Source organism: Streptococcus sp. SGI.013, assembly GCF_050315295.1.
GTDB classification, from domain to species: Bacteria; Bacillota; Bacilli; order Lactobacillales; family Streptococcaceae; genus Streptococcus; species Streptococcus porcorum.
Genome location: NZ_JBNPOS010000015.1, coordinates 1 through 14,057, shown reverse-complemented (window position 1 = coordinate 14,057; position 14,057 = coordinate 1). Strand labels below are relative to the sequence as shown.

Annotated in this window: 16 protein-coding genes, 1 tRNA gene and 1 pseudogene; 3 read left to right on the top strand and 15 right to left on the bottom strand. The window is 36.3% G+C overall.

Annotated features, from left to right (window positions below):
- Positions 1–204: 204 nt before the first annotated feature.
- The 11 genes from ACQRDX_RS05430 to add form a co-directional block, all read right to left on the bottom strand.
- Complete coding sequence (locus ACQRDX_RS05430) at positions 205–1,407, bottom strand: FtsW/RodA/SpoVE family cell cycle protein (protein ID WP_427895200.1); 1,203 nt, start codon at positions 1,405–1,407, stop codon at positions 205–207.
- Between the two features lie 519 nt (positions 1,408–1,926).
- Positions 1,927–1,998: transfer RNA gene (locus ACQRDX_RS05425), tRNA-Arg, on the bottom strand.
- Between the two features lie 64 nt (positions 1,999–2,062).
- Positions 2,063–2,707 (bottom strand): hydrolase, encoded by a 645-nt coding sequence (locus tag ACQRDX_RS05420; RefSeq protein ID WP_427895222.1) that lies wholly within the window; start codon positions 2,705–2,707, stop codon positions 2,063–2,065.
- A gap of 65 nt (positions 2,708–2,772) precedes the next feature.
- Positions 2,773–3,351 carry a glucosaminidase domain-containing protein gene (locus ACQRDX_RS05415; RefSeq protein WP_427895202.1) on the bottom strand — a complete coding sequence of 193 codons (579 nt, stop codon included), beginning with the start codon at positions 3,349–3,351 and terminating at the stop codon, positions 2,773–2,775.
- A gap of 212 nt (positions 3,352–3,563) precedes the next feature.
- Entirely contained in the window at positions 3,564–3,911 is a 348-nt protein-coding gene (gene rplS / locus ACQRDX_RS05410) for a 50S ribosomal protein L19 (protein WP_354368367.1), read from the bottom strand.
- Positions 3,912–4,033: 122 nt separating this feature from the next.
- Positions 4,034–4,363 carry a fluoride efflux transporter CrcB gene (crcB, locus tag ACQRDX_RS05405; protein WP_427895204.1) on the bottom strand — a complete coding sequence of 110 codons (330 nt, stop codon included), beginning with the start codon at positions 4,361–4,363 and terminating at the stop codon, positions 4,034–4,036.
- Complete coding sequence (locus ACQRDX_RS05400) at positions 4,354–4,740, bottom strand: fluoride efflux transporter FluC (RefSeq protein ID WP_427895206.1); 387 nt, start codon at positions 4,738–4,740, stop codon at positions 4,354–4,356. The genes crcB and ACQRDX_RS05400 overlap by 10 nt, the downstream gene beginning before the upstream one ends.
- Positions 4,740–5,006 (bottom strand): chorismate mutase, encoded by a 267-nt coding sequence (locus ACQRDX_RS05395; RefSeq protein ID WP_427895208.1) that lies wholly within the window; start codon positions 5,004–5,006, stop codon positions 4,740–4,742. The genes ACQRDX_RS05400 and ACQRDX_RS05395 overlap by 1 nt, the downstream gene beginning before the upstream one ends.
- 3 nt (positions 5,007–5,009) lie before the next feature.
- Positions 5,010–5,705, bottom strand: coding sequence for a TVP38/TMEM64 family protein (locus ACQRDX_RS05390; RefSeq protein ID WP_427895210.1), 696 nt, complete (start codon positions 5,703–5,705; stop codon positions 5,010–5,012).
- 143 nt (positions 5,706–5,848) lie between these two features.
- Complete coding sequence (locus tag ACQRDX_RS05385) at positions 5,849–6,292, bottom strand: flavodoxin (RefSeq protein WP_427895212.1); 444 nt, start codon at positions 6,290–6,292, stop codon at positions 5,849–5,851.
- 47 nt (positions 6,293–6,339) lie between these two features.
- Positions 6,340–7,371: an adenosine deaminase gene (gene add, locus ACQRDX_RS05380; protein WP_427895214.1), complete on the bottom strand. Its 1,032-nt coding sequence runs from the start codon at positions 7,369–7,371 to the stop codon at positions 6,340–6,342.
- Positions 7,372–7,481: 110 nt separating this feature from the next.
- On the opposite strand from add, the gene yghU reads away from it, so the two are divergent.
- Together yghU and ACQRDX_RS05370 are read left to right on the top strand one after the other, a co-directional pair.
- Complete coding sequence (gene yghU, locus ACQRDX_RS05375) at positions 7,482–8,264, top strand: glutathione-dependent disulfide-bond oxidoreductase (protein ID WP_427895216.1); 783 nt, start codon at positions 7,482–7,484, stop codon at positions 8,262–8,264.
- Positions 8,265–8,346: 82 nt separating this feature from the next.
- Positions 8,347–9,291, top strand: a complete 945-nt coding sequence (locus ACQRDX_RS05370) for a DHH family phosphoesterase (protein WP_427895218.1) — start codon at positions 8,347–8,349, stop codon at positions 9,289–9,291.
- Between the two features lie 8 nt (positions 9,292–9,299).
- On the opposite strand, the gene ACQRDX_RS05365 is transcribed toward ACQRDX_RS05370, so the two are convergent.
- Entirely contained in the window at positions 9,300–9,569 is a 270-nt protein-coding gene (locus tag ACQRDX_RS05365; RefSeq protein WP_427895224.1) for a GNAT family N-acetyltransferase, read from the bottom strand.
- Between the two features lie 440 nt (positions 9,570–10,009).
- Between ACQRDX_RS05365 and ACQRDX_RS05360 the strand changes: the two genes are divergently transcribed.
- Complete coding sequence (locus ACQRDX_RS05360) at positions 10,010–10,252, top strand: type B 50S ribosomal protein L31 (RefSeq protein ID WP_354368346.1); 243 nt, start codon at positions 10,010–10,012, stop codon at positions 10,250–10,252.
- A gap of 101 nt (positions 10,253–10,353) precedes the next feature.
- On the opposite strand, the pseudogene ACQRDX_RS05355 reads toward ACQRDX_RS05360, so the two are convergent.
- The 3 genes and pseudogenes from ACQRDX_RS05355 to ACQRDX_RS05345 all read right to left on the bottom strand — a co-directional run.
- Positions 10,354–10,566 (bottom strand): annotated as a pseudogene (locus ACQRDX_RS05355) (tyrosine-type recombinase/integrase); the annotation flags it as partial.
- Positions 10,567–10,600: 34 nt separating this feature from the next.
- Positions 10,601–12,238 carry a phosphoenolpyruvate carboxykinase (ATP) gene (locus tag ACQRDX_RS05350; protein WP_427895220.1) on the bottom strand — a complete coding sequence of 546 codons (1,638 nt, stop codon included), beginning with the start codon at positions 12,236–12,238 and terminating at the stop codon, positions 10,601–10,603.
- Positions 12,239–12,429: 191 nt separating this feature from the next.
- Positions 12,430–13,947: a zinc ABC transporter substrate-binding protein AdcA gene (locus ACQRDX_RS05345; RefSeq protein ID WP_354368342.1), complete on the bottom strand. Its 1,518-nt coding sequence runs from the start codon at positions 13,945–13,947 to the stop codon at positions 12,430–12,432.
- Between the last annotated feature and the right edge of the window lie 110 nt (positions 13,948–14,057).

Sequence of the window (14,057 nt, the reverse complement as noted above, 5' to 3'; positions counted from 1 at the left end):
CAAATGGATGGCTTCAAAATAACATTTTAGGTCTCACATCATTGACAAAGGTACATTACTAATATCTAAATTCCAGCAAATGAGCTAGCTATCCTTTTTCTAAAAATAATAAAAAACATCAGAACTAATTTCTCAGTCCCAATGTTTTCAAGTATACCACCCATTGAAATAAATTATTTTTAGGTTTCACTCTTCTCTGTTCAATTAACGCCAACTTCGACGTAATTGACTTTGCATCTGCTTTTCTTCAGCTAGATTATTTTGATAGGCCATAGATAACACCAAGCCAACGCCAATCAAATTAGATATCATCGCACTTCCCCCTTGTGAAATAAAAGGAAGGGGAATTCCTGTCAAGGGAAGAATCCCAACGGCAGCACCAATGTTTTCAAAAATATGAAATAAAATCATCATAATAAATCCAGTGGATATATAGGTGTAAAAACGATTATTGGATTCAAATGTCACTCTCACCATCCGATAAATCAATAGTAAGTACAAACCTAGAACTACGCTGCTTCCCAAAAAACCAAAATTTTCTGCAATAACAGTAAAAATCATATCACTTTCTCGTACTGGAATGGCTAATTCAATTTGATTGAATCCTTTACCTAGTAAGCCACCGCTTCCAATTGCAATCAGGCCCTGTGCTTGCTGGAAGGTTACTGTATCAGCGTATTCAAATGGATTTAACCAGGCTGAAATACGATTGATTTGATAAGTATCCATACCGATATCGCTTAGAAATTCTTTACCATTTGGCATTAAAAAAATAACCAAGAAGACTGTCACAGCTGTCACAGCTAAGCCGAGGACAGATAAAATAATCTTCCAAGATACACCTGATACTAAGACCAATCCTGCAAAAATAGCCATAAAGACCAAGGCTGTCCCAAGATCTTTTTGTAGAAATAATAAGAACAAGACAGGTGCAGTAATCAAAGACATCAAACCAAGCAATCGAAAATCTGTTGACAACCCCTCATCCTCTTTTTTCTGTTGAAAAATCACCAAGGCTCTCGCCAACATCAAAATATAAGATAATTTCATAAATTCAGAAGGTTGAAATAAGGTCATATTATTGATTGTTACCCAGTTTTTTGCCCCTGTTGAAGCATATAAGGAAGGGCTGTAAAAAATCAACGGTAGAACCATTAAAAATAGCCCAAATAAATATAAAATAGGCGTTATTCGCCATAAAAATTTTGTCGGAAAAAGCATAACGACAAAACTAATTACCACACCTAGCACCAACCAAGCAACCTGCTGTGCCATTACTATCCCAAGCTTATTAGGATAATCATGATGAACAGAAACATAAATGGCTACCACACCAATAATTAACAGTAAAAAAACAGGCAAAATTAAAGAATAGTCAATGCGGTTATCTATCGAATTTTTTTTCATTACAGCCGTCTACCTCCAAAATATAACTATTTCATTATAGCACGTTTCCTCATCTCTACCGTATGAAAATATTAGATTTGTTAAATAAAAACTACTCTTATGGAAAGTTGGCGATGCTAATTAAAGACGAAATAAGTGCTGACAATGTTATTATCACCATCTCAGCGACCCACAACTTCCATACAACAGAATATCCCCCCTAAAACAAAAGCTTCTGAAAGGCAAATAAGCGTGTCTGACAACCTTATAAATTTACCAACCTCCTACTATCATACTGACACCAATGTTATACTTGTTAATAGCCAGAGAAAAGCTTATCCAAGCTAACAGAAAATAGTGTTCCTTTAAACTATTATGGAACGTGTTGAACATAAAAAACAACACTAGCTATCTATTCACATGTTACCGTCAACCTAAAATAGCTCATCAATCAAGCAACAACTAAAATCGCTCATCGCCCCTTTTAGACGAGTAAAACAACAAAAACCCTTATTTCAAAGGGTTTTTGTTCATTATTTATATTCCCTGCCGGAATCGAACCAGCAACTACTTCTTAGGAGGAAGGTGTTATATCCATTTAACTAAGGGAACAAAAAATCTACTTCCTCCATTCTACCTTAGACGAGTATTTTTTTCAAGGAAAAATTAAGCTACCCTAATTTTTTCCATTTCGATAGGTTTTCATTTTCTCTTTAAATAGCTCGCTACTAGTTGGTGCTGTGTAGGTCACTGCATTCGCTCCTGCTTGAATAACACTTAAAATACTTTCTTCACTAGGTCCTCCTGTTGCAATAATAGGAAAATCAGGATAGAGCTGACGTATTTTTTTCACAACTCTAGCCGTCTCGGCACCACAACTGATGTTTAATATATCCACTCCAGCCTCAATACGTGATGTTAAATCAATCTGATCAGATAAGACTGTATAAATAATTGGAATATCGATCATTTGATTCACTTTTTCAATGGTTTCTACATTTGTTGGCCCATTTAAAACAACAGCATAAGCACCTTCTGATTCAGCTAATAAACTCATATTAGCTGAACGTGTTCCATTTGTTAATCCTCCACCAACACCAGAAAACACAGGGACAGAAGCAACCATCATTATACTTTTCAAAATGGCAGGATGCGGGGTAAACGGATAAACTGCCAAAACAGCATCTGCATCATGATTAGCTATGATTGAAACATCTGTTGAAAATAAAATCGAGCGAATCCTTCTACCATATATTCTAATCCCAGAACAAGTTTTAATGATTTCTGGGACACGAACAATCTCTTGCCGTAAATTAGACATCACATTAGGAATATTATCTTTTTTCAATTTCCATTACCTCTCTTTCACTCTGTAGCCAACTCATCTTAAGAAAGATTATCATAGACTGTCAAACCATAATATTCTATCAACATATTTAATTTTTCACCATATTGTGTATCTGTTGCATAAGTTCCTGTTAAAGCTGCTGTTGCATCTTGATAAGATGCAGTATTAACACGCCAAGTATCAGTATAATAAGATGAACTTGTGAGGAGAACGGCATAATCTTCCAATGACTCTGACACACTAGGATAAGACCGAAAGGCTGCATCAATCGTATAGGCATTTCCTTCTCCATCATCTTCCCAAGTCTGCATGGTAACACTGGCACCATTATAAGCACCTTTAATCCCAAAAAGATTATTATAATTCGCTGATAAACTAGGTTGCCCACTTTGAGACTCTAAAACTGCTTGCGCAATCATCACTGAAGGATACAAACCATATGCATCTGCAATAGCTTTTGCATCTTCTCCAATTGTATGAATAAAATTAATTGTTACTTGATCATAGTCATATCCAGATACTTTTAAATCCTTATTTTTACTAAAAAGAAAAACTAAACACAGACTTGACAAAATTGTAAGCAGGACAAATGCTAATAGGCACTTCTTCTTTTTCATCAGATAACCTCCATATTTGCTTTGAGCAACTTTACCAACATTATAACCTAGCCACCTTTTTAACTCAATAAAAAACAATTCATAAAAATACTTCTAACTTACTAAGTTTATTTCAATAATAAAATAATATACTATTAATCTATAAAAATAAACGTACACTAAAAAGCTCCTTTATTAAAGAGCTTTTTAGTGTACGTCTAGATATAAGACTATTAACGACGAATTTCTTTGATACGTGCAGCTTTACCTTGCAATGCGCGTAAGTAATAAAGTTTAGCACGACGAACTTTACCGTAACGGATAACTTCAATTTTGTCAACACGTGGTGTGTGGATTGGGAATGTACGCTCAACACCTACACCGCTAGAGATTTTACGAACAGTGTACATCTCTGAGATCCCTTGACCTTTACGTGAAATAACAACACCTTCAAAAATCTGGATACGTTCACGAGTTCCTTCGACAACTTTCGCATGAACACGAACAGTGTCACCAGGACGGAATGATGGGATATCAGTACGAAGTTGACCTTCAGTCAAACTTTGAATTAATGGATTCATTTATTTTTTCTCCTTCTCTTACCAATCTTGAGAGCCTCTCGTCCCAGCGGATTAGCCGTTTTTTGTGTGTCCATTACACACTCTTAATATCTTAGCAAATTCTTCTTCACTTGTAAAGTTATTTAAAGTAAAATTCCTAAAAAAACAAAAGCTAACCCTAAAATGTACGTTAAACTACAATAAAAGATAAAATGATACTTACGATTAAAGAGAGCGAACAATTCATAATTCAAGGTAGAATAAGTTCCTAAACCTCCTAAAAAACCTGTTACTAAAATTGTTCTCCAGATAGTATTAGAAAGGTGTTTTGAAAAATACCCTATCAAAAAAGCCGCTAATAAATTAGCTAACAAGGTCCCTAAAGGGATAGAAAATTTAGGATTTATCAGACTAAGGTAATATCGTACAACAGCTCCAATACCGCAGGCAAGAGCCAGTAACACTACTTCCATTTTTTCGACTCCAAATATCTCCTAGCACAGTAGTGCGCAAAAAAGGCTACGCCAATTCCTCCGACGATATAGAGTGTTGCATACCACAAAAATGTCATATAATTTTTATCCAATAAAAACTGCACAAGATCGAGAAGAGGACTAGCAATCGTCGTGAAGCCACCCAAAAATCCAACTCCTAAAGCAGTTAAACTTTCCTCACTCCAATTTTTTAAGGGTAACAGAGTCTTTACAAAGAAAACCAACAGGAAAATTCCAACAAAGTTAATAATAGCTAGAGAGAGAATACCTGGAAACAAGCTCACTAAAAAATAACGTAAAACTCCTGCTAAGCCAGCTAGGATAAATACATGTAACAGTAACCTAATTTGCTTCATCACTTTAATTTATCAGCTTGAAAGTCCCTTGAATGTTTCATTATGTCTGAAAACGTTCCAAGTAAACAAGCTTCATATTCCTTATTAGTAACCAGCTTAGCAATCTTATTTAATACTGCTTCTTCTCTAGATTGATCTAGAATTGGCATCTGATTTGCTTTTTTATAAGCCACCACTTCTTGAACAAGGTCCATTCGTTTTTCTAACAAAGCTACAAGTTCCTTATCCACTTGATCGATCATCTGACGTGTCTGTTCTAAATTCATTTCTTACCCCTTTTTCATTCTTTTATTTCTAATCAACTGATACAATAAAGCAAAGGCCACCACAATACCAATGATGGCTAAGAGTTGTTCTTTATTGCCTTTAAATAGAGCATTCCCGCCATAAGCATATAAAGCTGATGCTGGTAGCATACCAAGAAATATTGCACTTAAGATTTCTTTACGAGATAGCTTCAGCTCAATAGCCGTGTAATTCACCAAAAAGGTTGGAATAACTGGAACCATGTAGCCCAAGCTCAAACCCAATACTGGATTTTTAAAATGAGATAAATCATCCACAACATGCCCTAACCTTCTGCTATTTTGTGCTAAATGCGTCTGTTTTAAAATCTGCAAACTTAGGAAGTTGCCAAGCATACCACCAAATATATTAACAACTAGTCCAATAATAGGTCCAAAAATTAAACCATTTGCAATGCAAATAACGGAACTAGAGATAAATGGCACAGCAGACATTAAAGCTGTTAAACTGAGTAATAAAAGGTAATCAAGTGGAGTCGGAGCTCTAAACATCTGCTCTAAATGACTAGGGCTTTCTCCTAGGCGTAGTAAAAAGATGAAATCATCCTGATAACGCACCATTAAAAGATAGAGCAAGACAAGAATGCCCCCTACTCCTACTAAGCTTAACCGCCAATTTAATTTTTCTTTTCGTTTTAGTTCGTTAAACAACGCTTTCATATTACCCTTTATCCATAGAAAAAAGAGGGGCGGGACACTCTTCACTTTCTGAGAACTATCCTTAACCCCTCCCCATTTAATCCATTTAAACCAACCACTCTTGTGATCATCTGATAATTTAAAATACCTTCAATCTCAACGAGTTATGGTAATTTGGTCAATAAAGACTCTGCGAATGCTTCTAATTTAGCAATGTCATCGTCTTCTGCTGCTAAATCAACTTTAACAGAATCAGCTCCTTTAGTAGCACCTGTACCCGCAAAGGCTAGATCAAAGTCATCTACCGACTTACAAAAATAATCATAGAAAGTATCACCTGAGCCAACAACTCCATAAACCTTACCTGTCAAGTCAAGGTCCTTTAGATCCTCATAAAAATCAACGATTTCATCAGGAAGGTCACCATCACCATATGTATAACTTGCCACAACAGCAATATCTACATCTTGAAATTCATCAGCGTCGACAGTTGTACACTCATCTACATCTACATCTACGCCCAACTCACGAAGTTTATCGGCGACAATATCTGCAATTTCTTCTGTGTTACCTGTCATGCTAGCATATACAATTTTTGCTAAAGCCATAAGGTCCTCCAAAATTTAATTGGTTTTATTGTAGCATAATTTTTTGATTATTCCAACTCATTTCCTGACACCAGATAGGCTTTTTCGAGTTTACTTAGTAGCAGTTCTTTTTCTCTCTCACTTGCAAAACTTGCATTAATCGCAGCTTGATTGAACTGATAAAAGTCCTTTTTTTGAGTGCCAAAATACTTATTCCACAGTTCATATTCTTTTGTGAGATTAGTATCAGAAACAGTGCGATTGTCCGTATTGATGGTAATGTTAGCACCTGCTTGGTATAAGGGGAAATAAGGGAAATCATCTATTGTTTTTGCCGCTTTTGTTTGTAAATTACTGGTTAAACACATCTCAGCAGTTGCCCCCGCTTTTACAAATTTAGCAATGGCATCTGGATCTTTTACTAGAGCTGTACTATGTCCAAATCGTCTAATCCCTAACTCCATTCCTGTTAAAATATTAGAAACACAACCACACTCTCCCGAATGGAAGGTCATTGGCAGACCTAAATTCTGAGTTTGTTGGATAAGGTTTGATAGCGTCTCTGTGGGAAAATCTGCCTCATTACCGGCAAAGTCAAACCCCACCAAACCTTTCTTTGCCAGGTGAATGATATTTTCAAAAATATCCAATGTTAGAGAAGGGTCTGACTGTTTTAATCCACAAACTAATGCTCTTGCCACAATCCCAAAATCTTGCTCTGCCTTTTTTAAGCCATCTAATACCGCCTCAACTGTGTCAGATGCACTCAGACCTTTATCCATGGACAGCTCTGGAGCAAACCGTACTTCAAGATAAATCACATTTTCCATGGCCGCTTGCTTTGCCACGTCATAAGCTGCTAAACTTAAAGCCTCTTTACTTTGTAATAAGGGACGAATAAAATCAAAAGTTTTTAAATAATCCATCAACGACTCAATTGTTTCAGGCGCTGTGATCAATGATTTTAACTCCTCGTCGTTTTCAGGTAAATCAATCATAGCTAAATCTGCTAGCTGACGGATTGTCTGCATTGATATTGAGCCATCTAAGTGACAATGGAGCTCTGCCTTCGCCAATTTTTGTAATTCAAAGTAATCCACATCCCTCTCCTTATATTTAAGATTTTTTCTATCTTATCATATTTCTCTTGAAATTCAAGTCAGTTTATGCTATTCTTTTGACATTTCACGATGAGATAAAGGAGAAAAATATGACATCTTATACATTACCAGATATTTGGGAAAATCCTAGTCAAATGGGAGGAGCGTGGGGCGGTCTCAACCAACCTACTGCTGGAAGTCGTTTTGAACAACATTTACCAAAGGGAGAAAAAACTTTTCAACTTTATTCCCTCGGTACTCCTAACGGTATTAAAGCTACTATTATGCTAGAAGAATTAAAAGAACTTGGTTTGAAGGCTGATTATGATCTTTACAAGATTGCAATTGGGGAAGGGGATCAGTTTGGATCAGATTTTGTCTCCATTAATCCTAACTCAAAAATACCTGCACTGCTTGATCAAGAATCACATACTAGAGTTTTTGAATCGTCCTCCATTTTACTCTACTTAGCAGAAAAATTTCAGGTTCTTCTTCCAGAAACATTAACTGAAAAAACAGAAGTTCTTAATTGGCTCTTTTGGCAAACAGGTGCCGCTCCCTTTTTAGGCGGTGGGTTTGGGCACTTCTTTCACTATGCCCCTGAAAAACTAGAGTATCCTATTAACCGCTTTGCTATGGAAGCCAAACGCCAACTAGATTTATTAGATAAAGAATTAGCTAAAAAACCTTATATAGCTGGAGAAGACTATAGCATTGCTGATATCGCTATTTGGTCTTGGTATGGCCGTTTAGCTCAAGATAACATCTGGGATAAAGCAGGGATTTTCTTGGACGTCAAAAGTTATAAACATTTGCAAGCATGGACCGAAAAAATTGCGCAACGTCCTGCTGTTCAACGTGGGCTAAATGCCAATTACAAAGAAATTAAATAAATAAAAAGAGGTTTTCAATCACTTGAAAATCTCTTTTTATGTATCTGTGTTATAATGGTTAAAACAAATGTGTGAGGTAACTATGCCAATCTTTCAAAATATTTTAGAAAAAATTAAAACTTATGACACCATCATCATTCATCGCCATATGCGTCCTGATCCAGATGCTCTAGGAAGTCAGGTGGGACTAAAAGAAATTATCCAGCATAACTTTCCAACTAAAACCGTTAAGGCTGTAGGATTTGACGAACCTACACTGACTTGGTTAACACAAATGGATAAGGTTTCAGACGAAGATTATGCTGATGCTTTAGTTATTGTAACTGATACTGCTAATCAACCTCGCATTGATGATAACCGTTATACAACTGGGGCATTCCTCATCAAGATTGATCATCACCCTAATGACGATGTTTATGGAGACATTTGCCATGTAGATACATCTGCTTCTAGTGCTAGTGAGATTATCACAGATTTTGCTTTTTCAACAGGGCTCTCTCTAAATGCCCAAGCTGCTCGGTTATTATATGCGGGTATTATTGGAGACACTGGTAGATTCTTATATCCCTCAACTACTGCTAAAACCATGTCCATTGCAAGTCAACTACGCCAGTATGATTTTGATTTTTCTGCCCTAGCAAGACAAATGGATTCTTTCCCTTATAAGATTGCTAAATTACAAGGCTATGTTTACGATCATCTTGAAGTGGATGACAGTGGTGTTGCGCGTGTTATCTTAACACAGTCCTTTATGAAGGAACAAGGGTTAACAGATGCTGAAACTTCGGCTATCGTCGGAGCACCTGGACGTATTGATAATGTAGAAGCTTGGGCTATTTTTGTAGAACAAGCTGACGGGCACTTCCGTGTACGTCTACGTAGTAAATCTGCCATTATCAATGGCATCGCCAAGCGTCACGACGGCGGTGGACACCCCTTAGCGAGTGGTGCTAATTCCTATTCCTTGGAGGAAAATGATCAAATCTACCAAGAATTAAAAGATCTTTTGATGTCAAAAAGCATTTAGGCTAAAACCTAAATGCTTTTTACTTTGTTATGTTCGTTTTCCAAAATAGACATCAGAATAATATCTGCGTAAGACTCACCGTGCATAATAGCGTGACGTAAGCGCCCTTCCTCTCTAAAGCCAACCTTTTGGTAAAGCCTTTGAGCTACTTTGTTATAAGAAAATACCTCAAGAGATAACCGATGCAACTGTAATTCTTCAAAAGCAAACTGAATAGCAACTTGCGTCGCCCAGATACCAATTCCATGATGACGATCTTTTAGAAAAAATAATAAAATTCTGAAATTAGCCCGCCTAGGCTAATCCTCTATTTCATTTAATACAACCTCACCAATGATTTTTCCATCTGGATTTAAAATCACAAAATCATAGCGGTCATCTGCCTGTGTCACTTTTTCTACATAAGATGTTATCTCCTCTTTAGAAAATTCTTTTTATCCACCTATAAAATAGACAAGCTTTGGATCTATAGGATTAAACCCTTCTTCATAATAGCCTGTGACATCAGATACCGACAAAGGTCTAATCTCATAACCATCCACTCTCTTTATCATAAAGTCCCCCCTTTCTCCCCAGCTTACTAAAATCAAGTAATTTTTTAAACAAATCTGAAAAAATTTATCAAAAGACTTGTCAAGAGAGCTGAGATTTGCTAAACTAGAATAGTTAATTAACTATGGCTCAAAAAGAGCTATGGCAGAAAGGAAATTTTTTAAAGATGAAAAAAGACATCCATCCAGATTACCGTCCAGTAGTATTCCTTGATACAACTACTGGTTACCAATTCCTTAGTGGCTCAACAAAAGCAACTAAAGAAACTGTAGAATTTGAAGGTGAAACTTACCCACTTATCCGTGTTGAGATTTCATCAGACTCACACCCATTCTACACAGGACGTCAAAAATTCACACAAGCAGACGGACGTGTGGATCGTTTCAACAAAAAATACGGTCTCAAATAATCAGCGCTTTAAAATTGCTAGAAACGTTGATTTTAAGCCATTCCTATCATGTAGGAATGGCTTTTGTTTTATAAAAGTAACGGAAAAAGTAACGGTTGAGGTTAAACGCCTAAAAATTGGGCAAACTTTTCAGCCGTTTTTTCCTTTACATTTTCTGTCACATGCGCATATATATTCATTGTTGTTTTAATATCCTCATGCCCCAATCTCTCTTGGACTTCTTTTATACTTGCCCCAGCTTCAAAAAGCAAACTACAATGAGTATGGCGAAAGCCATGAAGAGACTTGAATTGCAACCTATAAAACTGGAAAAGATTCCTAATAGTTAAATTGCGATTAACTGCTATTTTACAACCTGTCAATGACTTCTTGAAGGTAGTAGATCGCATCAACTGGAATGGGATTTTGATCGTTTTTATGGTTAAAATTTAACAAAAAATCCAGTCTAAGTTGCATTCTATCTTTTAGCAATTGACGATAAGAAGCATCAAAGGGTGCTAAGGGATATTCCTGCAATTCTAGATAAGAGCAGCCAGATAGCTCACCAAAAGGAGTAAAATTCCCTACTCCCTCTACTATTTTTTCAATCGCAGCAAGGGTGACTTCTTTTGGAATACTTTTTCCCAGATAATTTCCAGTATTGACAATATAACAGTCCACACCAGAATCGAATAATTCTTGAAATTTTTTAAAATCTTCTACTAAAGGATAGACTCTAAAAGGATTGGCATAAGGTTCAATAACCAATTGACTCAAATCTCTAACGCCATTTTCAGCATTAGAACGTTTTGTCATCAGGGTACAACCCAAGGTAGAAGAAAGTGAACTATTATCAACTTTAAGAATCGGAGGGAGCGAATCATCTTTCATAATCCAAAAAATAGCATCAATCGCCTCTTCTATCTTATCTACCCGATTTGGAGTGGCGTAACGTGATTTAACTGTTCGACCATTACCATTTCTAATATCTTCTGTTACCAAGACTTTTTTGCCTTCATGATTTAAAGTCACACCACAATTTTGTACGGTAACAAAATAATCTTGCTCGGGATGTCCTGCTGGATAATCATTGGTTTTGTCAAAATAAGAGGACTCTAAAGCTATGGAAGAGCCATTTTTTGTTGAAATAATAAAGGCATCATCATGCAAAACTTGAATAGCGTACTTTCCATCATGTTTAGCATGGGTTAACGTCGATTTTCCTGAGCCAGATAAACCAAAAAAGGAAGCAACATAGGGCTTTTGCTCTGCTTTTTTAAAAATCTTTAAACCACCGTGACAGGCAACGTAGTCATGTCTAGCAGCAGTTGCCCAAGCTAAGGTCAGCGTTCCTTTTTTGATTTCGCCAAAATAATTCAATCCTAAAATAACAGCAGTATTATGCAATGTATCAAAATAAGCTAGACCATCTGGGTAGGCTTCATCTTTCCAAGTGGGATCAAAAAAGATATAAATATCATTTTCATCTAGTGGTTTTGAAGCTAAATATCGCTGGTAATACACCTCGGTAAAGGCTTGAAAATTTAAAAGCCAAGAATAGAGGTTGGCAACTTCTTCTTTGGGTAACATCAAGTGAGCACGGACCATAAAATCTTCATCTAGTCCTACTAAGGCTTCTGAGGCATAATAGGGTTTTAAACTGGCTTGATAAATCGCCTCTCGAATCTTAGGCAGAATCTGTTGGTCTTCTTGTAAGTTCCTTCCTAAAATACGCCTCGCTTTTGCTGTTCGACCTGTCACAGCACCACCATTATGAACTAAAATTTTCGCTTCATCAGGTAAGTGTAGTTTCTCAGGATAGGTGACTGGCATATCTAACACAATTGTTGATGGTGATTTTTTTGCCAACTGGTAAACCTCACCAAGTTCTTTTAAATGCGTCACATTGTTGCCATAAAAAGCAGTCTCAACAATCGTCTTCAAGGTGGAAAAATGCGAGTTGTCTTTTGAAATATCGTGTGTAAAAAATTGATCTTGTGTTGCCATACTTCTTCCATCCTTTCTTTTAAAAGCTAATATGCAATAATGGTGTTATTTTCTTTTATTATACTCCTTTTTTATTAAAAAATCATAAAAATATCAGCTAAAAAAACTAGAGTTTAAGCCCCTAAGATTTTAAACTCTAGTTTTTTTATGGATAAAAATATTTCTTTCAGTTGATTAGAAAACCACCTTACTTAGTGTGCTACAATCTCTTGTGCAATTTCATGCCCCGTCATATCTGCTGGGTAATAGGTTGGCCAATTTTCCATTTCTTCCAATAGTTTTTCTTGACTCTCTCCACCAAAGTAGATATGGAAATGTCCTGAATCTTGTGGGGAAATAGCATGGTCACTAAATTGAACGTATTTGAACTGACCAGCATTTTTGTCAGTTGCTTCAAATAAATAGCGAACACCACGATTACCTTTTTTATAAGTTAAAATTTCATAACCCACATACTTATAGGTGTACTGATAGGTTTTTCCATTTTGCGTAAAGGTCATTGTATTTTTTTTACCGTCAATCGTAATGTTGCTGACATCCGTCTTATAACCTGTCGTATAGTAAGCTTTATACTCTTCTGCAGTCATATCTTTTTTAGACTTAGCCTTATAATCCCAGACAGGATCAAGTGTACCGTCTTCTAGATAAGGATAAACCGACTGCCACTCACCTGACCAATCTGCCAAGGTACGTTTTTTAACATCCTTATCTTCAAAATACCCGTTATAAACGGTCTTACTGGTATCTTCTTCTGATTGTATTTCTTTCCCTGACACATTGGTCGTTAATTGCAAGTTCTTTAAGTTTTGGCGCATGACTGAGAAATAATCTTCTCCTGCCTTCATTTGTTGACTTGTTAAACTTTCAAGCGGATTTAATACTGCTGTTTTAACCCCCGCAGCACTAGCCAAGGTGTCTGCAACTTTTTTAGAAGCATTCTCTTCAAAATAAATATATTTAATATCATATTCTTTGATATATTTTGTCAAAGTCGCCAAACGTTTCGCTGAGGGTTCTGATTCGGCTGAAACACCTGTAATGGAAATCTGATTTAAACCATAATCAAGAGCCAAGTAGCCAAAGGCAGCATGCTGAGTAACAAATGAGGTTTGTTTAGCTTTAGATAAGGCCTTATCGTACTCTTGATCTAAAGCTTCTAATTTCTTGATGTAGGCTGCTGCATTTTCTTTAAATTCATCTGCTTTTTCTGGAAAAGCTTTTGTTAAATCATCACGAATATTTTCCACAAGTTCAATCGAACGCTCTGGAGATAACCAAAGATGTGGATCATACTCATGGGTGTGACCATCTCCTTCTTCATGATCATGCTCTTCTTCCGCAATACCTGGTGCTAAAATCATATCACCTGTGGCTTCAATAATAGTCGTATTCTTACTATCAATGGATTTTTTTACCTTGGATACCCAAGTCTCCATACTATCATCATCATAGACAAATGCATCTGCTTCTTGAATTTTCGCAATGTCTTTGGTGGATGGTTGGAAATCATGTACCTCTGTTCCTGCCTTAATAAGTAAATCGACATTTCCCTCATCACCAACAATGTTCTTTGTAAATTCATACATTGGATAGAAAGTTGTCACCACATCGATTTTATCATCTGCTTGAACAGTTTGAGCTGGACTCACTGCTGTCCCTAAAGCCAATGCAGATGCTAACCCTAGACCAAGTAACCATTTCTTTTTCATGAAACCCCTCTTTTCTTAACTGGTTAATCTTTTTTGTTTACTGGTTAAGTATATCACATCAAAAAGATTTTGCAAGCTTTTTTTGAAAAATTTTTCAAAAAAAAGTCGAA